Source organism: Micromonospora peucetia (assembly GCF_900091625.1).
GTDB classification, from domain to species: Bacteria; Actinomycetota; Actinomycetes; order Mycobacteriales; family Micromonosporaceae; genus Micromonospora; species Micromonospora peucetia.
Genome location: NZ_FMIC01000002.1, coordinates 355,893 through 377,354, shown reverse-complemented (window position 1 = coordinate 377,354; position 21,462 = coordinate 355,893). Strand labels below are relative to the sequence as shown.

General features: G+C 73.3%; 22 protein-coding genes and 1 pseudogene. 17 read left to right on the top strand and 6 right to left on the bottom strand.

The window, feature by feature from the left end; translation table 11 throughout:
• Positions 1 to 3: 3 nt before the first annotated feature.
• The 5 genes from GA0070608_RS02235 to GA0070608_RS02215 all read left to right on the top strand — a co-directional run bounded on the left by GA0070608_RS02235 (position 4) and on the right by GA0070608_RS02215 (position 2,719).
• Positions 4 to 297: a DUF503 domain-containing protein gene (locus tag GA0070608_RS02235; RefSeq protein WP_091620728.1), complete on the top strand. Its 294-nt coding sequence runs from the start codon at positions 4 to 6 to the stop codon at positions 295 to 297.
• A gap of 157 nt (positions 298 to 454) precedes the next feature.
• On the top strand, positions 455 to 937 hold the full coding sequence (rbfA, locus tag GA0070608_RS02230) for a 30S ribosome-binding factor RbfA (protein WP_091620724.1): 483 nt from the start codon (positions 455 to 457) through the stop codon (positions 935 to 937).
• 101 nt (positions 938 to 1,038) lie between these two features.
• Positions 1,039 to 2,016, top strand: coding sequence for a DHH family phosphoesterase (locus tag GA0070608_RS02225; protein ID WP_245716063.1), 978 nt, complete (start codon positions 1,039 to 1,041; stop codon positions 2,014 to 2,016).
• An 86-nt stretch (positions 2,017 to 2,102) separates the two neighbouring features.
• Positions 2,103 to 2,510: a hypothetical protein gene (locus GA0070608_RS02220; RefSeq protein ID WP_091620717.1), complete on the top strand. Its 408-nt coding sequence runs from the start codon at positions 2,103 to 2,105 to the stop codon at positions 2,508 to 2,510.
• Entirely contained in the window at positions 2,510 to 2,719 is a 210-nt protein-coding gene (locus tag GA0070608_RS02215; protein ID WP_176733919.1) for a DUF6186 family protein, read from the top strand. The genes GA0070608_RS02220 and GA0070608_RS02215 overlap by 1 nt, the downstream gene beginning before the upstream one ends.
• A 573-nt stretch (positions 2,720 to 3,292) precedes the next feature.
• On the opposite strand, the gene GA0070608_RS32475 is transcribed toward GA0070608_RS02215, so the two are convergent.
• Entirely contained in the window at positions 3,293 to 3,442 is a 150-nt protein-coding gene (locus GA0070608_RS32475) for a hypothetical protein (RefSeq protein WP_176733615.1), read from the bottom strand.
• Between the two features lie 714 nt (positions 3,443 to 4,156).
• On the opposite strand from GA0070608_RS32475, the gene GA0070608_RS02210 reads away from it, so the two are divergent.
• Both GA0070608_RS02210 and GA0070608_RS02205 read left to right on the top strand, forming a co-directional pair.
• Positions 4,157 to 5,173 (top strand): DMT family transporter, encoded by a 1,017-nt coding sequence (locus GA0070608_RS02210; RefSeq protein WP_091620710.1) that lies wholly within the window; start codon positions 4,157 to 4,159, stop codon positions 5,171 to 5,173.
• A 110-nt stretch (positions 5,174 to 5,283) separates the two neighbouring features.
• Positions 5,284 to 6,609, top strand: a complete 1,326-nt coding sequence (locus GA0070608_RS02205; protein ID WP_091620706.1) for an MATE family efflux transporter — start codon at positions 5,284 to 5,286, stop codon at positions 6,607 to 6,609.
• Between the two features lie 45 nt (positions 6,610 to 6,654).
• On the opposite strand, the gene GA0070608_RS02200 is transcribed toward GA0070608_RS02205, so the two are convergent.
• Entirely contained in the window at positions 6,655 to 6,975 is a 321-nt protein-coding gene (locus GA0070608_RS02200) for a hypothetical protein (RefSeq protein ID WP_245715667.1), read from the bottom strand.
• 2 nt (positions 6,976 to 6,977) lie between these two features.
• Positions 6,978 to 7,994, bottom strand: a complete 1,017-nt coding sequence (locus GA0070608_RS02195) for a hypothetical protein (RefSeq protein ID WP_091620703.1) — start codon at positions 7,992 to 7,994, stop codon at positions 6,978 to 6,980.
• Positions 7,995 to 8,179: 185 nt separating this feature from the next.
• Between GA0070608_RS02195 and truB the strand changes: the two genes are divergently transcribed.
• From truB to GA0070608_RS02160, 7 genes are all read left to right on the top strand, one after another.
• Positions 8,180 to 9,064: a tRNA pseudouridine(55) synthase TruB gene (gene truB, locus GA0070608_RS02190; RefSeq protein ID WP_091634130.1), complete on the top strand. Its 885-nt coding sequence runs from the start codon at positions 8,180 to 8,182 to the stop codon at positions 9,062 to 9,064.
• 61 nt (positions 9,065 to 9,125) lie between these two features.
• Positions 9,126 to 10,055 carry a bifunctional riboflavin kinase/FAD synthetase gene (locus GA0070608_RS02185; protein ID WP_091620698.1) on the top strand — a complete coding sequence of 310 codons (930 nt, stop codon included), beginning with the start codon at positions 9,126 to 9,128 and terminating at the stop codon, positions 10,053 to 10,055.
• A 180-nt stretch (positions 10,056 to 10,235) separates the two neighbouring features.
• On the top strand, positions 10,236 to 10,505 hold the full coding sequence (gene rpsO, locus GA0070608_RS02180) for a 30S ribosomal protein S15 (protein ID WP_007075299.1): 270 nt from the start codon (positions 10,236 to 10,238) through the stop codon (positions 10,503 to 10,505).
• A gap of 225 nt (positions 10,506 to 10,730) precedes the next feature.
• Entirely contained in the window at positions 10,731 to 13,103 is a 2,373-nt protein-coding gene (locus tag GA0070608_RS02175) for a polyribonucleotide nucleotidyltransferase (RefSeq protein WP_091620695.1), read from the top strand.
• A 45-nt stretch (positions 13,104 to 13,148) separates the two neighbouring features.
• On the top strand, positions 13,149 to 14,573 hold the full coding sequence (locus GA0070608_RS02170; protein ID WP_091620692.1) for a M16 family metallopeptidase: 1,425 nt from the start codon (positions 13,149 to 13,151) through the stop codon (positions 14,571 to 14,573).
• Positions 14,574 to 14,699: 126 nt separating this feature from the next.
• A complete protein-coding gene (dapB, locus tag GA0070608_RS02165) occupies positions 14,700 to 15,473 on the top strand; it encodes a 4-hydroxy-tetrahydrodipicolinate reductase (RefSeq protein ID WP_091620689.1) in 774 nt (257 codons plus the stop codon).
• 47 nt (positions 15,474 to 15,520) lie between these two features.
• A complete protein-coding gene (locus GA0070608_RS02160; RefSeq protein WP_091620686.1) occupies positions 15,521 to 16,003 on the top strand; it encodes a GNAT family N-acetyltransferase in 483 nt (160 codons plus the stop codon).
• A gap of 69 nt (positions 16,004 to 16,072) precedes the next feature.
• Here GA0070608_RS02160 and GA0070608_RS02155 read toward each other — a convergent pair whose 3' ends face one another.
• The gene (locus GA0070608_RS02155) at positions 16,073 to 16,453 is read right to left on the bottom strand and encodes a VOC family protein (RefSeq protein WP_091620682.1); all 381 of its coding nucleotides are present in this window, start codon (positions 16,451 to 16,453) and stop codon (positions 16,073 to 16,075) included.
• 240 nt (positions 16,454 to 16,693) lie between these two features.
• Positions 16,694 to 17,266, bottom strand: a pseudogene (locus tag GA0070608_RS02150) (N-acetyltransferase family protein); the annotation flags it as partial.
• Between the two features lie 32 nt (positions 17,267 to 17,298).
• On the opposite strand from GA0070608_RS02150, the gene GA0070608_RS02145 reads away from it, so the two are divergent.
• Entirely contained in the window at positions 17,299 to 18,579 is a 1,281-nt protein-coding gene (locus GA0070608_RS02145) for a glycosyltransferase 87 family protein (protein ID WP_411970764.1), read from the top strand.
• On the opposite strand, the gene GA0070608_RS02140 is transcribed toward GA0070608_RS02145, so the two are convergent.
• On the bottom strand, positions 18,478 to 19,029 hold the full coding sequence (locus GA0070608_RS02140; RefSeq protein WP_091620679.1) for a GNAT family N-acetyltransferase: 552 nt from the start codon (positions 19,027 to 19,029) through the stop codon (positions 18,478 to 18,480). The genes GA0070608_RS02145 and GA0070608_RS02140 overlap by 102 nt on opposite strands.
• Before the next feature lie 77 nt (positions 19,030 to 19,106).
• Between GA0070608_RS02140 and GA0070608_RS02135 the strand changes: the two genes are divergently transcribed.
• Positions 19,107 to 20,336: a winged helix-turn-helix domain-containing protein gene (locus GA0070608_RS02135; protein ID WP_091620674.1), complete on the top strand. Its 1,230-nt coding sequence runs from the start codon at positions 19,107 to 19,109 to the stop codon at positions 20,334 to 20,336.
• Entirely contained in the window at positions 20,333 to 20,938 is a 606-nt protein-coding gene (locus tag GA0070608_RS02130; protein ID WP_411970763.1) for a DUF2752 domain-containing protein, read from the top strand. The genes GA0070608_RS02135 and GA0070608_RS02130 overlap by 4 nt, the downstream gene beginning before the upstream one ends.
• The last annotated feature ends 524 nt before the right edge of the window (positions 20,939 to 21,462 follow it).

Sequence of the window (21,462 nt, the reverse complement as noted above, 5' to 3'; positions counted from 1 at the left end):
GCGATGTTCACCGGAACCGCGGTCTTCGACCTGCTGCTGCCGGGCGACTCCCGGTCGCTCAAAGCCAAGAGATCATACGTACGGCCGATCGTGGCGGCGCTGCGCCGCTTCGAGGTCTCGGCCGCCGAAGTGGGAGCGCTCGACCTGCACGGTCGGGCCGAGATAGCCGTGGCCGTGGTGGCCGCCGAGGCGTCGCACGTCCGCGAGGTGCTGGACTCCTGCGAGCGCCTGGTGGCCGGCCGGCCGGAGACCGAGCTGCTCTCGGTGCGCCGGCGGCTGCACGGCGAAGAGGACTGACCCCGGCGGCGCCTGTCCGCCGGGAGCCGGGACGGAGCCGGCGCCGCGCGGCGCGGGTGGCCGCGCGGGTAGTGTTCGAGTTGTTGGGCCGGTCGGCTCCGGGGCGCTCCGCGCCGCCGGCAGACGGCCGGGAGCGGGACGCCGTGGAGGTTACGAAATGTCGGATCCGGCCAAGGTACGCCGGCACGCGGAGCGGGTGCGTGAACTGGTCGCGTCGGTGGTGCGTAGCCAGATCAAGGATCCCAGGCTCGGCATGATCACCATCACCGACGCCCGGATCACCGCCGACCTGCGCGACGCGACCGTCTTCTACACGGTGCTCGGCGACGCGGCGGCCCAGGCGGGCACGGCGGCGGCGCTGGAGAGCGCCAAGGGCATGCTGCGCAGCACCGTCGGCAAGGCGCTCGGGCTGCGGCACTCGCCGACGCTGACCTTCGTCCTGGACGACGTGCAGGATCAGGTCAAGCACATCGACGACCTGCTCGCCCAGGCCCGCAGCGCCGACGCCGAGGTGCAGCGGATCGCCGCCCGGGCCGAGTACGCGGGCGAAGCCCAGCCGTACCGGGTCGAGGAGGACGAGGACGGCGACGAGCCGCGCGACGGCGACGAGACCCCGCCCCGGGGTGGGGACCCGCGGTGACCGAGCCCTCCGGCGGCCCGACCGGTGGCGCCCTCGCCGAGGCGACGCCACCGGTCGACTCCGGCCCGACCGAGGCGGACTGGGCCGCCGGCGTCGCGGCCGTGCGGGACCTGCCGCCGGACGGGCGGGTGCTGCTGATCTGCCACGTCAACCCGGACGGGGACGCGCTGGGCAGCATGCTCGGCTTCGGGCTCGGGCTGCGTCGGCTGGGCGTACGGCGGATGCAGGCGACCTTCCCCGGCCCGCCGGAGGTGCCGGAGCCGTTCCAGGCGCTGCCCGGGCTGGACCTGCTGGTGCCGTCGGCCGAGGCGTACCCGGATCCCGACCTGGTCATCTGCTTCGACGCGGCCAGCGAGTCGCGGCTCGGTGAGCTGGCCGACCGGCTGGAGACCGCCGACGCCGCGCTGGTGCTCGACCACCACGCGTCGAACACCCGCTTCGGCCGGGTCAACCTGGTGGACCCGCACGCGGCGGCCACCTCGGTGGTCGCCGAAGAGTTGCTCGCCCGGCTCGGCGTCGGGCTGGATGCCGCGATCGCGGAGTGCCTCTACGTGGCCCTCAGCACCGACACCGGCTCGTTCCGGTTCGAGGCGACCACCCCGGCGGTGCACCAGTTGGCGGCCCGCCTGCTGGCGACCGGCATCCGCCCCGGTGACATCTCGCGTCGGATCTTCGACAGCCGGCCGTTCGGCGCCGTGCGCCTCTTCGGCGAGGTGCTCGGCCGGGCCCGCCTGGAGCCCGCCGCGGCCGTCGGGCACGGTCTGGTGTGGACGTACGCGACCCAGGACGACCTGGCCCGGCACGACCAGCGGCCGTACGTGCTGGAGGCGTTGATCGACTCGGTCCGGTGCACCGCCGAGGCCGACGTGAGCTGCGTGGTCAAGCAGACGGCGACCGGCGACTGGGCGGTGTCGATGCGCAGCAAGGGCGCGGTGGACGTCAGCCGGGTGGCGGTCGCGCTGGGCGGAGGTGGGCACCGTTTCGCCGCCGGCTTCACCGGTTCGGGGACGGTCGACGAGGTCGTCGACCGGATCCGCGCGGAGCTCGACGGCGCGTTGACCGGTCCCGGCCGGCACTGATCCGCAGGACCGGGCCCGGGAAGATCAGGGTCAGCTCGGGGAGTGTCCGTCTTCCCGGTTTCGACGAGTACGGGGAGAATCGCGGGATGGAGCAGCCCCACGACCTCACCGTCGATGCGCCCCGCGCCTGGGACCGTCCCGCCGTCACCGTTCCGGTGCTCGTCGTCCTGTCGTTGGTCGGAGGCCGGTTTCCGTCCTTCTCGACCGAGGCCAATCTCTGGACCCTCGGCACCGGCGGGGTGCTGATCTGGCTGGGCCTGAGCAACCGGGTGCCCCGGCGGCCCGCGCCGCGCCGGTTGGGCGCCAAGGCGGCCTGGTGGGCGCTGCCGGTGGTGGTCTTCGGGGTCTTCGAGGGAACCACGTTCGTGCTCGCGGCGGGGGACGACTTCCCCACCTTCTCCCGGCTGGCCGATCCACTGCTGGAGGACCAACTGGTCCGCTCGGCGGTGTGGCTGGGCTGGCTGTCGGCGTTCTGGGGACTGGTGCGGCGATGATGCGGACGCTGGCCATCGGTGGTTTCCTGGCCTCGCTGGTGCTCTTCGCCGCCGTCGAGTGGGCGGCCCGCCGTGAAGGGTCCCGGATCCCCACACTCGGCGAGGTCTGCGCCTACGTGATGCGCTACGAGGTGGGCTCGGTGCCGGTCGGCCGGATCGGCCTGTTCGGCTTCTGGTGGTGGCTGGGCTGGCACTTCCTGGCCCGCTGACCGCTGACCGCTGCCCGCTGAACGGGCCCTGCGTCCCGCGTCCCGCTGAACGGGCCCTCCGTCCCGCGTCCCGCTGGACGGAGCCCTCGCGTCCCGCTGGACGGCGTCTCCGCGTCCCGCCCGACGGTGCCTGCGCGACACCGCGGTGATCGTGCTGGTGGTGCTGGGGAACACCGCCATCGGCGTGGTGCAGGAGGTTCGCGCCGACCGGGCAGTGCCCGCCCGGTGCGGAACGTGAGTCCAGATCGCGGGAACCGTGGGCAGTATGTGGAACTGAACGATAGCTTGGGAATCGGTCGGCGTCGTGTGGCGGCGTTGGCCGTGGGCGGTGTCACCACACCCGGCGGCGCCTCCCTCCAGGGTCGGACCGACCCGGGCTCACGCGCCCACCAGCCGCTCCGGTGACCCCGGACCGCTGCCGGGCGCTCAGCACCACTGCCCGATGAGGGCTGCCGCCCGTCGGCGGCCCGCGCCCTGGAAGGGGACCACCATGCCGAGCAAGCCCAAGCCGCAGACCACCGACGAGGCCCGCGAGCAGATGCGCCGCGCGCTGCAGACCTCCATGGACACCCGTCAGTGACCCAGGTCCACCGGCGGTGACGCGGCCGGCGTCACCGCCCACCCGGCCCCGAGCGCCGTGCACGCCCCACCGCCCACCCTCGCCTTTACCTTCTTGATCACCTCCAGCCGTCCCGCCTGCTCGCCGCAGACGTGCTTGCTCACGGACGTGCCTGCCTGCCTGCTCGCCGTAGACGTGCCTGCCCGCCCTGTCTGCCGGCACCGAGGGCCGCGCCAAGGCGCGCCGTCTGCCAGGTGCCCTGCGCGGTGCCCCCTGCGCGGTGCCCCCTGCGCGCCGTCTGCCACGTCCGGGCCCGGCGCTGGCGTGGCCGTCCGCCTAATCGCTGACGCAATTCAAGAACGCCGACCCAACCAGCGGTGATCAGGACGCCATGGACGTTACCCGGCCGCTTTAGGGTCCATGGCGTCCTGATCACCGCTCGCGCGTTACCGCTCGCGCGTTACCGCTCGCGCGTTACCGCTCGCGCGTTACCGCTCGCGCGTTACCGCTCGCGCGTTACCGCTCGCGCGTTACCGCTCGCGCGTTACCGCTCGCGCGTTACCGCTCGCGCGTTACCGCTGCGGGGCAGTGGGATTCGCTCGGTGGTGAGAAACCACCGGCTCGGGGGGCAGCGTGCCGGGTTAGGGTCGGGCATGAGGTTGTTTCGGGGCGTGCTGCCCCCGCCGCGCTCCTGAGCGGAGCGCCACGCCACCGGCCGCGTCCCCCTCCGTGGGACGGCAGTCGGTCTCCCCCGGGGGGCTGCCCGCCTGATCGACGCCCCTGCAGACCTGGGTGGGAAACGCCCATGTTCGTCGTGCGTGCGCTCCAACAAGACGTCGATTCCTGTCAGCGTCTCGATTCCGCCCTGGAGCGCGCCCGTGTCCCGTACGTCTCTCTTCCCGTCGTCCTCGTCTCCGTCTACCTCTTGCTCCCGTCCCACGCCGACCGGTAGCACCCGCCGGGGGCTGCTGTACGTCACTGGCGCCGGCGTGTTGTGGGGCACCACCGGTGTCGCCGTGCAACTCGTCCGTGAGTCCACGACGCTCACCCCGACGGGCATCGGCTTCTACCGTCTCGCCATCGGCGCGGTGGTGCTGGTGGCCCTGGTGGCGCACCGGCTGGGCCCGGTGCTCGCGGCGCTGCGGTCGCATCCGGTGGCCCTCGTCCTGGTGGGAGTCGGGCTCGGGGGCTACCAGGCGTTGTACTTCGTCGCCGTCGCGGCGGGTGGCGTCGGGGTGGCCACCGTGGTCAGCCTGGGGCTCGCCCCCGTTCTCATCTTCGGGTGGGAGTCCCTGCGCGCGCGGCGGCTGCCCGGGCGGACCATGCTGGGCGCCCTGACGGCCGGCATCATCGGCCTCGTACTGATCACGGTGTCGGTCGGGCAGCCGGGCGCGACCGCGCCTCGCCCGCTGCTCGGGCTGCTCGCGGCGTTCGGCTCGGGGGTGGGCTATGCCGCCAGCACCGTGCTGAGCCGGCACGCCGCGCAGCGTGTCGCGCCAATGACGCTCACCACCGTGTCCGCAGTGGTGGGTGCGTTGGCGCTGGCCCCGATCGCGCTGGCCGAGGGGATCGGCGTGCCGGCCCGGCTCGCGCCCGTCGGCCTGCTGGTGCACCTCGGGGTGGTCACCACAGCGGTGGCGTACGCCCTGTTCTACGCGGGGTTGCGCAGCATCACCGGCAGCGCCGCCGCGCTGTCCACCCTGGCGGAGCCGCTCACCGCCGTGCTGCTCGCGGGCTGGCTCGTCGGTGAGTCGCTGCCCGCGCCGGTGGTCGTCGGGGGAGTGCTCCTGCTCGGTGCCGTGAGCGTCGTCCATCTGACCCCCGGAAAGCCAACCCTCCCGGAAAGCCGACCGTCCCGGAAAGGTGACCCCGGAAAGGTGACCCCGGAAAGGTGACACCCCCTGGAAAGCTGACCACACGGAAGCCGACCTGCGGTGAAGGCGACTCGCGGTAAGTGATCGCACAGCTTGCGATCCTTACCTGCCCCGTGCCAGGATCGACGGCGATGAGCCAATCCGTCCACACCGAGCCCCGGTCCGTCACGCCCCGCCGGATCGCCGCGCTGGCCCTGCCGGCGCTGGTGGTGCTGGCCGCCGAACCGATCTACGTGCTCGTGGACACGGCGGTGGTGGGGCACCTCGGCCGGGTGCCACTGGCCGCCCTGGCCATCGGCGGGACGGTGCTGACGCTCATCACCTGGCTCGGCACCGTGGTCGCGTACGGCACCACGGGGCGGTCGGCCCGACGGTTCGGGGCAGGCGACCGGGCGTCCGCCGTCGCCGAGGGCGTCCAGGCCTCCTGGCTGGCCCTCGGGGTGGGGGTGCTGGTCGCGCTCGGCATGCAGTTCGGCGGCGGGGCGTTGGCGCGTACCCTCGCCGGAGGCCCGGGCGAGGTGGCCGACGCCGCCGCGCAGTGGCTGCGGGTCGCGGCGCTCGGCGCCCCCGGCCTGCTGCTCGCCGCCGCCGGCAACGGCTGGCTGCGCGGCGTGCAGGACACCCGCCGCCCACTGCTGTTCGTGCTCGGCCCGAACCTGCTCTCCGCCGTGCTCTGCCCGCTGCTGGTCTATCCGGCCGGGCTGGGACTGGTCGGCTCCGCGGTGGCCAACGTGATCGCCCAGACCATCGGCGGCGTGCTCTTCGCCGGGGCGCTGGTCGCCGAACGGATCTCGCTGCGACCCCGCCCGAGGCTGATCGGGCAGCAGTTGGCGCTCAGCCGGGACCTGCTGATTCGGGGCGTCGCGTTCCAGGCCAGCTTCCTCTCCGCCACCGCCGTCGCCGCCCGCTTCGGGGTCGCCGCCGTGGGCGCACACCAGATCGCCCTGCAACTGTGGTTCTTCACCGCGCTGGTGCTCGACGCGCTCGCCATCGCCGCCCAGTCCCTGGTCGGCGCCGCCCTCGGGGCCGGCGACGCCGCCGCCGCCCGGGAGCTCGCCCGCCGGATCGGGCTGCTCGGCGGCGCCTGCGGCGTGGCGTTCGCCGTGCTCATCGCCGCCGGGGCCGGCGTGGTCCCCGGCTGGTTCAGCTCCGATCCGCAGGTACGCGACCAGGCCATGCTCGCCTGGCCGTGGTTCGTGGCGATGCTGCCGCTGGCCGGTGTCGTGTTCGCCCTCGACGGCGTGCTGATCGGCGCGGGCGACGTCCGCTACCTGCGTAACCTCACCGTCGTGGCCGCGCTCGCCGGCTTCCTGCCGGCGATCTGGCTGGCGTACGGGCTCGACCTCGGGCTCGGCGGCATCTGGGCGGGGCTCACGCTCTTCGTGGTTCTCCGGCTGGTCGCCCTGCTGCTGCGGCTGCGCTCCGGGGCCTGGGCCGTGGTCGGTGCGGTGCGGTGAGCCTCAGGACCGCGTGGTGACCGGTCGGGCACCGGCGCTCTTCCGTCAGACCTCGCCGAGCATGATCAGATGGAACAGGTAGAGAGCACCGGTGACCAGTACGGTCGCCACCGCCGCCACGACGAAGAATGACACGACCGCCGTGATCCTCGGGTGGGACTCACTCCACCTGGTCCGGTCCCGCCACCGCCACAGCGACAGGCGGGCCTCACGCAACGCCGGCAGCCGCTCCACCAGTTCCGAGACCCGGCGGCCGATGGTCAACCGCGGTGGCGTCGGTTCGCGCATCCACTCCGGCAGCTCGACACGGGCGCGGTGCTCGTGGGCGGGCGGCCTGCCGGCGGGCGTCGGCGCTCCTGTCGTCACCGTCAGCAGCTCTCGCCGTCGCCGGGCCGCCAGTTCGGGTCGTAGACGTCGCCGGTCGGCGTGGCCGTGGGTCGGCGGCGCAGCGGCTCATCGTGGTCCAGAGCGAGGAATCCGCGCTTGATCCCGGCACAGTCGGCGTTGTACATCGTGCTTGCCGCCTCGTGCACCCACAACCCTCGCGAGGAGGGCTGTACGTCGTCGGCGTACGGGAGGTGCCAGACCACCTCGTCTCGCACGGTGACCAGCTCCGTGCCGGGCGGGTGCTCCTGGGCCCGCCAGAGGTCGAAGTGGTAGACCCAGATGAAGCTGGTGGTGATCTCCAGCACCCGGATGCCGTTGGGATCGGTGGTCGCCCGGTAGGTGACGGTGCCCTTCGCGCGGACCGTGTCCTTGCCGTCCAACCGGGGGTCGGCCCTGTCCTCCACCCGGGTGACGTAGTTCAGCGCCACGCCGTCCGCCAGGTCGCCTCGGACCTCATCCCGGTTGTCCGGGGCGATCAGGCGGAGGAAGGGCTCCGGATCGTTGATCGTCAACATCGACACGTCGATCCGGCCCTCGATGAGCGCCTGCCGTACTTTGGTCAGGCCGTCGGCCACATGCTTCCGGGTGAACGGTCCGACGGCCTTCGCCGGCGGCAAGACGATGGCGTTCTTCCCGGCGGCGTACGACTCCGCCGGGGTGGCCGCCCACGGGCTGACCGAGTTGCCGGCGGCGTCGGTGGGACGGACCGGACCGGGCGCCAGGCGGTCGGGCAGGAAGGGGCCGTTGTCGCGGACCCGGTCGTAGAAGCCGAATCCGACCAGGCCCAGCACCGCGAGGAACGACAGCACCACCAGGGCGGCGACGCTTCCGAGCAGCTTCCCGGCGTGCCTCTCCCAGCCCAGTCGGAGCCGCTCCGAGCGGGTCGGTACGTGGTCCGACTGCGCCTCGCGCATCCAGTCCGGAATGCGTACGGGCTCCTCGGGAAGATCCGCGTACGGGTCGGTGCGCGGCGCCGTGGGCCGCTGGTCGGTGCTCATCGGTCAGTCCAGGGGTGGGTACGTGGAGAGGGCGCATGATCTTCGCACCCGCCGCACCCCGCCGTGGTCCCGCGCGGCCCCCCGCGGACAACGCTGCCCTACCGGTGGACGCCGCGCCGGCCGTCCACCCGACCCGCGTACGGCGGCGGCGGGGCGTCCGGTGCGATCTGGCAGTCTTGGGTGTCGTGAGCACAGACGGTCTGATCGTGGTCGACAAGCCCGGCGGCATGACGTCGCACGACGTGGTGGCGCGGATTCGCCGATTGGCGCGGACCCGTCGGGTGGGGCACGGCGGCACCCTCGACCCGATGGCGACCGGCGTGCTGGTGATCGGGGTCGGGCGGGCCACCCGCCTGCTCACCTACGTGATCGGCGCCGGCAAGAGCTACACCGCCACCGTCCGGCTCGGCCAGGCCACGGTCACCGACGACGCCGAGGGCGACGTGATCGCCACCACGCCGGCCGGCCAGGTCACCGACGAGGCGATCCGGGGCGCGCTGGCCGCGCTGACCGGCGAGATCGACCAGGTGCCGAGCGCGGTCAGCGCCATCAAGGTCGACGGACAGCGGGCGTACAAGCGGGTGCGCGACGGGGAGACCGTCGAGCTGCCCGCCCGCCGGGTCACGGTGTCCCGGCTGGAGCTGCTGGCGGTGCGCCGGGACTCCCCGGACGTCGTCGACGTTGACATCGACGTGACCTGCTCGTCCGGGACGTACATCCGGGCCATCGCCCGGGACGCGGGGCTGGCGCTCGGGGTGGGTGGTCACCTGTCGGCGCTGCGCCGTACCGCCGTCGGTGGCTTCGCCCTAGCGGAGGCCGCCGCCCTCGACGAGCTGGAGGAACGTGCCCCCGAGGTGGTGAACCTGCCGCTCGACGCGGCGGCCGACCGGTTCTTCCCGCGCCGCGACGCCGGCGCCGACGAGGCGAAGGTGCTCTCCCACGGCGGGCCGCTCGACCCGGCGGGAATTCTCGGCCCCTACGCGGTCTTCGGCCCCGACGGCGGGCTGATCGCTATCGTCAGCGAGCGGGACGGCCGGGCCCGCGCGGAGATCGTGCTCGCCCCCGCCTGAGGCGGGGGTGCGGAGGACCGGCGGCCGGTGCGGGCCGCCGGAGAGGCAGGGGAGGAGCGGCATGCAGCGGTGGCGGGGGTACGACGCGGCGCCCGGCGGCTGGGGACGGTCGGTCGTCACCATCGGCGTCTTCGACGGTGTGCACAAGGGGCACCAGGCGACCATTGGGCACGCCGTGTCCCGGGCTCGCGAGCTGGGCGTGAAGTCGGTGGTGGTCACGTTCGACCCGCACCCGGCCGAGGTGGTGCGCCCCGGCTCGCACCCGGCGGTGCTCACCGAGACCGCCCGCAAGGCCGAGCTGATCGAGGCGCTCGGCGTGGACGTGCTCTGTGTGGTGCCGTTCACCCCCGAGTTCTCCCGGCTGCCCGCCGAGGCGTTCGTGCACGACATCCTGGTCGAGTACCTGCACGCCGCCCTGGTCGTGGTGGGGGACAACTTCCGCTTCGGGCACAAGGCCGCCGGTGACGTGGCGCTGCTGGAGCGGCTCGGCCGCACCTTCGGTTTCGCCGTGGAGGGGGCCCCGCTGGTCGCCGAGGCGGGCACCGTCTTCTCCTCCACGTACATCCGCTCCTGCGTCGACGCGGGGGACGTGACGGCGGCGGCCGTCGCGCTCGGCCGCCCGCACCGGGTGGAGGGCGTGGTGGTCCGGGGTGACCAGCGCGGCCGTGAGCTGGGTTTCCCCACCGCCAACCTGCTCTGCCACCGGCACGCGGCGGTGCCCGCCGACGGCGTCTACGCCGCCCGGCTGGTGCGCCGGGGCCACGCCGAGCCGCTGGCGGCGGCGGTGTCGGTCGGCACCAACCCGACCTTCTCGGGCCGGGAGCGGCGGGTGGAGGCGTACGCGCTCGACTTCTCCGGCGACCTCTACGGCGAGCGGCTGGCGCTGGACTTCGTGGCGCACCTGCGTGGGCAGATCCGCTACGACGCGATCGAGCCGCTGATCGCCCAGATGGGGCAGGACGTCGAACGGACCCGGCGGGCCCTCGACTGACCCGCGTCGCGGCCCTTGACAGGCCACCCCCGGCCGGGCTGGTAGTCTGGCGGGGACGTCGGCTGACCGACGTGGGGCCTCGCGTGCCTGCACGACGCCGCGGGAGCGAGGTACCGGTCCGTTCCGGTCCACTGACCGAGCCGACGGACATCATCGAACAACCCACGAAACAGGGAGAACATGGCGCTCGACCAGGAAGCCAAGGCCAAGATCCGCGCGGAGTACGCGACCGCCGAGGGCGACACCGGTTCGCCGGAGGTGCAGGTCGCGGTCCTCACCAAGCGGATCGCCGAGCTCACCGAGCACCTGAAGGTGCACAAGCACGACCACCACAGCCGCCGTGGGCTGCTGCTGCTGGTCGGCCGCCGCCGTCGGTTGCTCAACTACGTCCAGAAGAAGGACATCAGCCGCTACCGGTCGCTCATCGAGCGGCTCGGTCTGCGCCGGTGACTTGACGGGGGAGTGACCCGACCGGGTCGCTCCCCCGCTCCGCCACCACACGAAAACCGGGCCGCGCGACCACCCGAAAAGGGAGCCGGTCAGCGTACCGGTCTCCGGTAGTGGCCCCCGGGCACCCCGGCATCCCGCCGGCCATCCGGGCGCTTCGATCGAAGACCGGCCGTCTGAGCAGCTCCCGCGTCGTGGGCCCCCGATGCGAAGGAGCAAGACAGCACCATGACCGAGACCAACCTCGGCACCGAATCCCGCACCGCCGTGATCGACAACGGGGCCTTCGGCACCCGTGAGATCACTTTCTCCACCGGCCGGCTGGCCCGTCAGGCCGCCGGCTCCGTCGTCGCCCAGCTCGGCGAGACGGTCGTCCTCTCCGCCACCACCGCCGGTAAGCACCCGAAGGAGCAGTTCGACTTCTTCCCGCTGACCGTCGACGTCGAGGAGCGGATGTACGCCGCGGGCCGCATCCCCGGCTCGTTCTTCCGCCGTGAGGGCCGCCCCAGCGAGGACGCGATCCTCACCTGCCGGCTGATCGACCGGCCGCTGCGCCCGTCGTTCGTCAAGGGCCTGCGCAACGAGGTCCAGGTCGTCGAGACCATCCTCGCGCTCGACCCGCAGCACCCCTACGACGTCGTGGCGATCAACGCCGCCTCGATGTCGACCAAGCTCTCCGGCCTGCCGTTCTCCGGCCCGATCGGGGCGACCCGGGTCGCGCACATCGAGGGCCAGTGGGTCGCCTTCCCGACCCTGGAGGAGCTGGCCCGGGCCACCTTCGACATGGTCGTGGCCGGCCGCTCGCTGCCGGACGGCGACGTCGCGATCATGATGGTCGAGGCCGAGGCCACGCCGAACGCCGTGGCCCTGATCGCGGGCGGCGCCACCGCGCCGACCGAGGAGATCGTGGCCAGCGGCCTGGAGGCCGCGAAGCCGGCGATCCGCGAGCTGTGCCGCGCGCAGAGTGAGCTGGCCGAGGTGGCTGCCAAGCCGGTCGCCGAGTTCCCGGTCTTCCTGGACTACCAGGACGACGTCTACCAGGCGGTGGCCGACCTGGCCCGCGCCGAGGTCGCCGAGGCGCTCCAGATCGCCGGCAAGGCCGACCGCGAGGAGGCCCTGGACCGGATCAAGGCCAAGGTCGCCGAGGAGCTCGGCGGTCGCTTCGAGGGCCGGGAGAAGGAGCTCAACGCCGCCTTCCGGTCGCTGACCAAGTCCGAGGTGCGCAACCGGGTGCTGCGCGAGCAGGTCCGCATCGACGGCCGCGGCCCGCGCGACATCCGTTCGCTGACCGCCGAGGTGGGCGTGCTGCCCCGGGTGCACGGCTCGGCGCTGTTCGAGCGCGGCGAGACCCAGATCCTGGGCGTCACCACGCTGAACATGCTGCGCATGGAGCAGATGGTGGACACGCTGTCCCCGGAGAACCGCAAGCGCTACATGCACAACTACAACTTCCCGCCGTACTCGACCGGTGAGACCGGCCGGGTCGGCTCGCCGAAGCGGCGCGAGATCGGCCACGGCGCGCTCGCCGAGCGGGCACTGATCCCGGTGCTGCCGTCGCGCGAGGAGTTCCCGTACGCCATCCGGCAGGTCTCCGAGGCGCTCAGCTCCAACGGCTCCACCTCGATGGGCTCGGTCTGCGCCTCGACGCTGGGCCTGCTCTCCGCCGGTGTGCCGCTGAAGGCGCCGGTCGCCGGCATCGCCATGGGCCTCATCTCGGACGAGGTGGACGGCAAGACCCAGTACGTGACGCTGACCGACATCCTCGGTGCCGAGGACGCGTTCGGTGACATGGACTTCAAGGTCGCCGGCACGCCGGAGTTCGTCACCGCGCTCCAGCTCGACACCAAGCTCAACGGCATCCCGTCGGACGTCCTGGCCGCCGCGTTGCAGCAGGCGAACGAGGCCCGGCAGACCATCCTCGGTGTGATGCAGGCGGCGATCGAGGGCCCGGCCGAGATGTCGGAGTACGCCCCGCGGGTCACCACCGTCAAGATCCCGGTCGACAAGATCGGCATGGTGATCGGCCCGAAGGGGCAGACCATCAACGCGATCCAGGACGAGACCGGCGCCGAGATCTCCATCGAGGACGACGGCACGATCTACGTCGGCGCCACCAACGGCCCGTCGGCCCAGGCCGCGGTGGACCGGATCAACGGCATCGCCAACCCGACCCTGCCGAAGGCCGGGGAGCGGTTCCTCGGCACGGTGGTCAAGACCGCCGCGTTCGGCGCGTTCATCTCGCTGCTGCCGGGCCGCGACGGCCTGCTGCACATCTCCAAGGTGGGCGACGGCAAGCGGGTCGACAAGGTCGAGGACTTCCTCAACGTCGGCGACCGGGTCGAGGTCGAGATCGCGGACATCGACGCCCGCGGCAAGATCTACCTGGACAAGGTCCGCCCGGAGGGCGCCGAGGCGCCGGCCGCCGGCGAGGCCGCCAGCGGCGAGCGTCCGGCTGGCCGGGACCGGGACGACCGGGCCCCGCGCGACCGGGGCGACCGTGAGCGCGGCGGCGACCGGGGCGGTCGTGGCCCGAGCGAGGGCGGCGGCGAGGGTGGTGGCGAGGGCGGCGAGCGCCCGCGTCGCCGCAGCCGGCGCAGCTGACCAGATAGTCGCACCACCCACCCCTCGTCGATCTGGGAGCAACACGTGAGTCGGGCCGTCAGTGCGCCGTTTCCGCCGGATCGACGGGGGGTGGCGTCTTCCCCAGGCCCCGCAGGGGCCTCCTCCCGAGGTGCCGGGGCGGTTTCCTCCGGTGGTGCCTCGCGGGCGGTGACCCGCACCATCAGCGACGATCCGCTGGGCGGCACGGTACGACGTACCGTGCTGCCCAGCGGGCTGCGCGTGCTCACCGAGGCGATCCCGGCGATGCGCAGCGTCTCGTTCGGCGTCTGGGTCGCGGTCGGCTCCCGGGACGAGACCGGCCCGCAGGCCGGCGCGGCGCACTTCCTGGAGCACCTGCTCTTCAAGGGCACCAACAAGCGCAGCGCACTGGACATCTCCTCCGGGATCGAGGCGGTGGGCGGCGAGACCAACGCCTTCACCACCAAGGAATACACCTGCTACTACGCCCGCGTGCTGGACGAGGACCTGCCGCTGGCGATCGACGTCATGTGTGACCTGGTCGCCGACTCGGTGCTTAAACCGGCCGACGTGGAGACCGAGCGGGGCGTGATCCTCGAGGAGATCGCCATGCACGACGACGAGCCCGGCGACGAGGTGCACGACATCTTCGCCCGGGCCGTCTACGGCGACCACCCGCTGGGCCGGCTGATCTCCGGCACCGAGGAGACCGTCACCCCGATGACCCGGCGGCAGATCCAGGGCTTCTACCGCCGCCGCTACACCGCCCCGCAGATCGTCGTCGCCGCGGCCGGCAACCTGGACCACGCCACGGTGGTCAAGCTGGTCCGCCAGGCGCTGCGCGGCACCCCGCTGGACGCGGACCCGGCGACGCCCGCGCCGCACCGGTCGGCCACCCCGGTCGTACGCACCAGGCCCGCCACCACCCTGGTGGAGCCGAAGGAGACGGAGCAGGCGCACGTCATCCTCGGCTGCCCCGGCATCGACCGGCTCGACGAGCGGCGGTTCGCCCTCGGCGTGCTCAACAACATCCTCGGCGGCGGCATGTCGAGCCGGCTGTTCCAGGAGATCCGCGAGCGGCGTGGTCTCGCCTACTCGGTCTACTCCTACGCCAGCCAGTACGCCGACAGCGGCCTCTTCGCCGTCTACGCCGGCTGCGCCCCGGGCAAGGTGGACGAGGTGCTGGAGCTGACCCGGGCGGAACTCGCCCGGGTGGCCGCCGACGGACTGACCGAGGCCGAGGTGGCCCGGGGCAAGGGGATGAGCAAGGGCTCGTTCGTGCTGGGCCTGGAGGACACCGGCTCGCGGATGAGCCGGCTGGCCAAGGGCGAGCTGCTCTACGGCCACCTCATGCCGGTCGACGAGCTGCTCGGCCGGGTCGACGCGGTCACCGTGGCCGACGTGAACACCCTGGCCGCCGAGCTGCTGAGCCGGCCGATGTCGCTGGCCGTGGTCGGTCCGTTCGGCGCGGGCGACTTCTCCGCCCGCTGACCGGTTCCGGTCGCCGGCCCCGCCCAGCGGCGGACCGGCCGAGGCAGCGGCCCGCCGCAGTGTCGACGGCGGGACGGTGACGGTCCGCCCGGATGTGCGCGTCCCGATTGGGATAGGTTGTGCCCCGTGATTGACGAGCAGGAGAAGAGCGCGGACGAGCTGGTCCGGGTCGGTGTGCTCGGCGCCCGGGGCCGGGTGGGCATCGAGGTGTGCCGTGCCGTGGACGCCGCCGCCGACATGGAGCTGGTGGCCATGGTCGACCAGGGCGACGGCCTGTTCGCCGCGTCCGACGCCGGGGCCGAGGTGGTGGTGGACTTCACCACCCCGGACGTCGTCATGGACCATCTGCACTGGTGCATCGAACAGGGCATCAACGCCGTGGTCGGCACCACCGGCTTCACCGAGCAGCGGCTGGAGCGGGTGCGCGGCTGGCTGGCCCGCAAGCCCGACGTGGGCGTGGTGATCGCCCCCAACTTCGGCATCGGCGCGGTGCTGATGATGCAGTTCGCCGCCCGCGCGGCCCGGCACTTCGAGTCGGTCGAGATCATCGAGCAGCATCACCCCCGCAAGCTGGACGCCCCCAGCGGCACCGCCACGCACACCGCGCGGCTGGTCGCGGCCGCCCGCGCCGAGGCCGGGCTCGGCCCGGTGCCGGATGCCACCAAGGACGAGGTCGCGGGCGCCCGGGGCGCCGACATCGACGGGGTACGCGTGCACGCCGTGCGCGCCACCGGTCTCGTCGCCCACCAGGAGGTGATCTTCGGCACCGTGGGGGAGACGTTGACCATCCGGCACGACTCGTACGACCGGGTCTCGTTCATGCCGGGCGTACTGCTGGCCATCCGCGCGGTCCGCAGCCGGCCCGGGCTGACCGTCGGCCTGGACGCGCTGCTCGACTGACGGGCAAACCCGTCGCGGAGGCACCGGGCGGCCTCTAGGCTGCCCGGATGATCGATTCGGCACTCTCCGACCGGGCCGGGCGTCGGGTCACCCTGCGCCCGGTGGACGACGAGAACTGGCGGGCGGTGGCCGACGTGGCCCCGCGCGACGACCAACGCGCGTGGGTGGCGGCGCTGGCGGCCCGCTACCTGCTGCTGACCACGCGTTCCGACGTGTGGACCTCGCTCGCGGTGTACGCGGACGAGACCGTCGTCGGGCATGTCATGTGGGGCGTCGACGACGACGGGTCCCGGTGGATCGGCGGCATGGTGATCGACGCGGCCGAGCAGGACCGGGGCGTCGGCCGGGCGGTCGTGCGCACCCTGGCCGGGTGGCTGGGTGCCCAGGACGGCGGCCACCCCGTCCGGCTCTCCTACCATCCCGACAACGTCCAGGCCGCCCGCCTCTACACGAGCCTCGGCTTCGTGCCCACCGGGGCGATGGAGGACGAGGAACTGGTCGCCGAGCTGCTTGCACCCGGCGGTCCGTGACCCGCTCGCCGGGCGGAAGGCTGCCGCTGCGACCGCCACGCCCCGGCGATCGTCGGCCGGGAGGCCGGGTCAGTGATCTTCCAGCACCGCCAGGATGTTGCCGGCCGGGTCGGTGAACCACGCGATCGTCGGCCCGTTGCCGCGCATGACGCCCTTCTCGTCCTGGGGCATCCCGGGGTAGCGGGCGAACTGCACCCCGCGTGCGGTCAGCTCGTCGACGGCCCGGTCGACGTCGTCGACGGAAAAGTTGAGCACCGTGTAGGCCGCCGGGGCGTGGTCCTCCTTCGGGTAGACCATGACGTCCCGGCCCCCGGCGAGGTGCAGCGTCAGCAGGCCGCCCATGGCGTCGTCCCGTGACACCCGCAGCCCGAGCGTGTCGGCGTAGAACCGCTCGGCCCGGCCGGTGTCGTCCGCTGAGAAACTGCTCCACGCCCTCGTGTCCGTGAACATGCCCGGTGCCTCCCTCTCGTGGACGCCGTCGCCGCGACCATGGGGCCACCGTAGGCGACGCCACCGACAGTGTCCGGCGGAACGCCGGACACCGTCGGGTGAGGAACGTGGGAAGCCGATCCGACCTGGGCGGGGCAGCCCGGGTCGTCAGTCCCCGGGCGTCGCCGGCGACGGCCCGCCCGGGTCCGGTCCACCCGGTGCCAGGTCCGGGAGCGTCGCCTCGGTGGGCGTCGCGTCCGCCGGGTCCGCGTCGGTGGGCACCGCCACGTGCAGGCGCACCTGCCCGACGAGCATGTCCTCCACGTCCAGCGCGCGGGCCGCGCCGTCGGGTTCCCAGCCGGTGCTGGTGAGGAACTTCCGGGTCGCCGCGTCGTCGTCGAAGGCCCAGGCCAGCGCGCGGGTGAAACCGTCGGAACGCCACAGGTCGACGGTCGCGGCGAGCAGCCGGCTGCCGTGCCCCCGCCGACCCCAGCGCGGCTCCACCAGCAGGTCCGTCACCGCGGCGACGTCCGGCCCGAGAACTTCCGCCGGCTCGTCCGGGGCGAGCGCCTCGGCGTCGGCCGGACCGGAGGCGGCGAACCCCACAAGATACGATTGCTCGGCCTGTTCGACGGCGACCAGCACCCGATGGGCGCCGGAGGGCGGCTCCTGCACGGCCGCGCTCCACCGCCGGGCGAGCCACGCCTCGTCCAGGTTGTCGAGCACATGCCGGGGCAGGATCCGACGATAGGCGACCCGCCAGGTCGCGAGTTGGATGCGTGCGATCTCGCCGGCGTCTTCCGGACGCGCCGGGCGGACGTACCCGAGAGCCATGGGACGGAAGCCTACGCAGGGCGGGGGAGACGATGGTGCCGCAGGGTCCCCGACAGACGATCCGACAGGTCGTCGGCGTCGTCGCGCTCGCCGTCGCGGTGACCGCCTTCCTGTCCGTCGCGGCCGTGCGGCACGGCTTCTTCGACCTCAAGGTCTACTACGGCGCGCTGACCTGGTGGGTGCACGACGGCGGGGAGATCTACGACTTCCTCAAGCCCGGCACCCAGTACGGCTTCACCTACCCGCCCTTCGCCGCCCTGGTCATGCTGCCGATGGCGTACCTACCCTGGTCGGCGGCGATCGCGGTCAGCGTGGCCGCCAGCGTGGTGGTCACCGCCGTGCTGTTCTGGTGGCTGGTCGACCCGATCTCCCGCCGGTCCGGATGGACCCGCTGGTTCGTCCTGGCCGTGGCGCTCTGCCTGGCCGCCGCGTACGAGCCGATGCGCGAGACGGTCAACTTCGGCCAGGTCAACATGCTGCTGCTCTTCCTGGTCGCGATCGACCTGCTCCGGCTGTTGCCGGCCGGCAACCGGTGGGCCGGGGTGGGCATCGGCGTGGCCACCGCGATCAAGCTGACCCCGGGCATCTTCATCGTCTACCTGCTGGTCACCGGCCGGTGGCGGGCCGCGGTCACCTCGATCGCCGCCGCGGCCGGCGCGACGCTGCTGGCCGCCGCGCTCTTCCCCGACGCCTCGCGGGAGTTCTGGACGGAGGCGCTGTGGAACACCGGTCGGGTGGGTGAGTTGGCGTTCGTCTCCAACCAGTCGCTGCGCGGGGTGGTGGCCCGGCTGAACCCGGAACACCCGAGCACCCTGGCCTGGCTGGCGCTGGTGGTCGCCACGCTGGTGCTGTGGGCGTGGCGGTCCCGGGCCGCCGTGGCCGCCGGCGACGAGGCGACCGGCCTGGCGCTGACGGGCGCGGTGATGTGCCTGGTCAGCCCGGTCACCTGGGTGCACCACTTGGTCTGGTTGCTGCCCGCGCTGATCCTGCTGGTGGACAACGGCATGGCCGCGTCCGCCGGCAGCCGCCGGCGCCGCGTCCTGCTGGGCGCCGCGATCGTCGGGTACGGCTTCCTGATCAGCCGGATCGTCTGGGCCTGGGAGAAGGACTTCACCGGGCTGGACGGCTTCCTCGGCAGCAACACCTACGTCTGGATCAGCCTGGCGCTGCTGGCCTTCCTGCCGATCCGTCGCTGGGTGACGCCGGCCGGGTCAGCCGTCGAGGCGTCCGGCGTACCGCAGCTCGACCAGCCCGACCGGCGGGCGCCCGCCGGCCAGCGGCACCGGATAGGTCGACCGTTCACCGTCCGGTGACAGCCCGGCCCGCTCGTAGAACCGGCGGGCCCGGTGGTTGGCCTCCAGCACCCAGAGCCGGTAGTCGGACCAGCCCCGGGCGACCAGCCCGGCCCGGGCCGCGGCCAGCAGCGCCCGGGCCGTCCCGTCGCCCCAGCGCGCCGGCTCGACGTACATCGCCACCACCTCCCCGTGCGCGGGGTCGAGGTCGTCCCGGTCCTGGTCGTTGCGGTACGGGCCGAACGTGGTGAACCCGGCGAGCGTCCCGTCGACCTCGCCGAGCAGGGTGGTGAAGGGGTGCTCCGGGTCGGCGGTGCCGAGGTCGCGACGGCGCTGCGCCCAGGCCGTGACGTTGAGCCGCCGCAGCACCTCCTCGGGCATGATCCCTTCGTAGCCGGCCTGCCAGCCGTGGATGTGCACCCGGGCGACCGCCTCGGCGTCGTCGGGCTCCTCGCGGCGAATCGTGAGCATGCGTCCGTTCTATGCCCCGAGGGGTGATCGGTCCAGCGTCCGCACCGGTGTCGTACCCGTGGATTAGGGTCCCGACGATGGCCGCACCGGAATCACTCTCGCTCGCCCAGGCCCGTCGGGTGGCGCTCGCCGCCCAGGGCTTCGCCGACCCCGCGCCCACCGGCGTGCCCACCCGTCGCCACCTGCGTCGGGTGCTCGACCGGGTCGGGCTGATCCAGATGGATTCGGTCAACGTGCTGCAACGGGCGCACTACCTGCCGCTCTACAGCCGCCTCGGGCCCTATCCGACCGCCCTGCTCGACGATGCCGCCTACCGCCGCCCGCGGGAGCTCTTCGAATACTGGGGGCACGAGGCGTCGCTGGTGCCCGTCGGGCTGCACCCGGTGCTGCGCTGGCGGATGGCCCGGGCCCGCTCGGATGCCTGGGGCGGGATGCGGCGGATCGCCGAGGAGCAGCCCGGCCTGGTCGCCTGGGTGCGCGACGAGGTGGCCGCCCGGGGGCCGCTCACCGCCGCCGAGATCGAGCACGACGCACCCCGGGAGACCGGCAACTGGGGGTGGAACTGGTCGGCGGTGAAGCGGGCGCTGGAGTTCCTGTTCTGGGCGGGGGAGGTCGCCGCCGCCGACCGCAGCACGTCGTTCGCCCGCCGCTACGACCTGCCGGAGCGGGTGCTGCCGACCGCCGTGCTCGACGCGCCCACGCCGACCGACGCCGAGGCCTACCGGGCCCTGGTGGCGATCGCCGCACGGTCGCTCGGGGTGGCTGCCGAGCCGGAGCTGCGCGACTACTTCCGGCTGCCGGCTGCCGGTGCCCGGCAGGCCATCGCCGAGCTGGTCGAGGCGGGCGAGCTGTTGCCCGTCGTGGTGCAGGGCTGGCAGCGGCCGGCCTGGCTGCACGCCGGGGCGCGGCTGCCCCGCTGGGTGCGCGGCAACACCCTGGTCAGCCCGTTCGACCCGGTGGTCTGGGAGCGGGCCCGCGCCGAGCGGCTCTTCGACTTCAGCTACCGGATCGAGATCTACGTGCCGGCGCCACAGCGGGCGTACGGCTACTACGTGCTGCCCTTCCTGCAGGGGGAGCGGTTCACCGCCCGGGTCGACCTGAAGGCCGACCGGAAGGCCGGCGTGCTGCTGGTCCCGGCCGCCTGGGGTGAGCCGGGCGTCGATCCGGGCGAGACCGCGCTGGCGCTCGCCGCCGAGCTGCACCGCCTCGCCGGCTGGCTGCGCCTGGACGCGGTGGCCCCGCCCGCCGCCGGCGACCTGGCCGCCCCGCTGGCCGCCGCGCTGGCGGGCCTGGCCGGTGTACGGTGAGCGACGTGAAGAGCGTTGACGGACCGGCCCCCCAGCCGCATCCGCAGACCGGCGGGGTCGACGCCCCGCCCCAGCAGTGGCCGACGGCTCCGGCCGACGGATGGCCGGCAGGCCAGGTGCCGCCCTACCCGGTGCCGCCCTACCCGGTTCCCGAGCCGGACCGGCTCACCCGCTTCGTCGTCCGTCTCTACGAGCGCTCGCCGCGCTGGGCGGTGCCGCTGGCCGCGCTCGGCTGCGTCGCCGCCGGTATCGGCTACGCACTGCTCAGCGACCCCACCCGCTCGGCCCCGGACGCCGCGCCGACCTGCCTGCTCAAGCTGACCACGGGGCTGGACTGCCCGGGCTGCGGCGGCACCCGCGCGCTCTGGTACGTGCTGCACGCCGACCTGCCGGCCGCCGCCCGGCACCACTTCCTCTTCGTCTTCGCGCTGCCCTTCCTGGCCTACCTCTTCGTCGCCTGGGCGGGCCGGCAGGCGTTCGGCTGGCGTCTGCCCGAGCTGCGGATCAGTTCCCGGATGATCGGCGTCTTCCTGGCCGCCTGGCTGGCCTTCTCGGTGCTGCGCAACCTCCCCTGGGCCCCGTTCACCTCCCTCTACGTCTGACCCGTCCCCTGAACGGCACGGCCCGGACCGGGTCGAGTCGGGCCGAACAGAGTCGGGCCGGGCGGGGTGGGCCGAACACGTCGCCCTCGACGCCCGGAGTGAGGCCAACCGCCGCCGGTCGTTCCCAGCATCGTCCGACCCGACCGCCAGCCGCCAGGACGCTGGCCGCTGACAGTCGCCCGCTGTCCGCCAGCCGCCGCCGGCGTAGCCCGTTGCGGCGCTGTCGAGCTGCCCCACCTGTAGGACCGCTCCGGTGCGCGTCTGCCAGGCTGAGATGAGACGGCCGTTCCGGCTGGCCGCCTCGCGGTGGCTGCCAGAGCATCTGTCGGGTTGGTGGGTGACTGTCACAACTCCTGTCGGTCCGTGGTGGGTGGCTCAGCAGACCTCCACGGTCGATGTTGACTGCCTGGACCTTGACGGCTGTCACAGCTCGCCGACGTAGGTGTGTGCCCCATCGGTGGGGCAGCTCGACAGCGCCGCCGTGTACTCGTCGATGGTGTGGGCTGGGGCGGTGGGCGTGGCAT

Coding starts and splice junctions, on each gene's coding strand:
- GA0070608_RS02185 (WP_091620698.1), top strand. CDS start 9,126: ATGCAGCGGTGGCGGGGGTACGACGCGGCGCCCGGCGGCTGGGGACGG.
- GA0070608_RS02175 (WP_091620695.1), top strand. CDS start 10,731: ATGACCGAGACCAACCTCGGCACCGAATCCCGCACCGCCGTGATCGAC.
- GA0070608_RS02195 (WP_091620703.1), bottom strand. CDS start 7,994: ATGAGCACCGACCAGCGGCCCACGGCGCCGCGCACCGACCCGTACGCG.
- GA0070608_RS02220 (WP_091620717.1), top strand. CDS start 2,103: ATGGAGCAGCCCCACGACCTCACCGTCGATGCGCCCCGCGCCTGGGAC.
- GA0070608_RS02135 (WP_091620674.1), top strand. CDS start 19,107: ATGGCCGCACCGGAATCACTCTCGCTCGCCCAGGCCCGTCGGGTGGCG.
- GA0070608_RS02140 (WP_091620679.1), bottom strand. CDS start 19,029: ATGCTCACGATTCGCCGCGAGGAGCCCGACGACGCCGAGGCGGTCGCC.
- GA0070608_RS02205 (WP_091620706.1), top strand. CDS start 5,284: ATGAGCCAATCCGTCCACACCGAGCCCCGGTCCGTCACGCCCCGCCGG.
- GA0070608_RS02215 (WP_176733919.1), top strand. CDS start 2,510: ATGCGGACGCTGGCCATCGGTGGTTTCCTGGCCTCGCTGGTGCTCTTC.
- GA0070608_RS02145 (WP_411970764.1), top strand. CDS start 17,299: ATGGTGCCGCAGGGTCCCCGACAGACGATCCGACAGGTCGTCGGCGTC.
- rbfA (WP_091620724.1), top strand. CDS start 455: ATGTCGGATCCGGCCAAGGTACGCCGGCACGCGGAGCGGGTGCGTGAA.
- GA0070608_RS02160 (WP_091620686.1), top strand. CDS start 15,521: ATGATCGATTCGGCACTCTCCGACCGGGCCGGGCGTCGGGTCACCCTG.
- GA0070608_RS02235 (WP_091620728.1), top strand. CDS start 4: ATGTTCACCGGAACCGCGGTCTTCGACCTGCTGCTGCCGGGCGACTCC.
- GA0070608_RS02155 (WP_091620682.1), bottom strand. CDS start 16,453: ATGTTCACGGACACGAGGGCGTGGAGCAGTTTCTCAGCGGACGACACC.
- rpsO (WP_007075299.1), top strand. CDS start 10,236: ATGGCGCTCGACCAGGAAGCCAAGGCCAAGATCCGCGCGGAGTACGCG.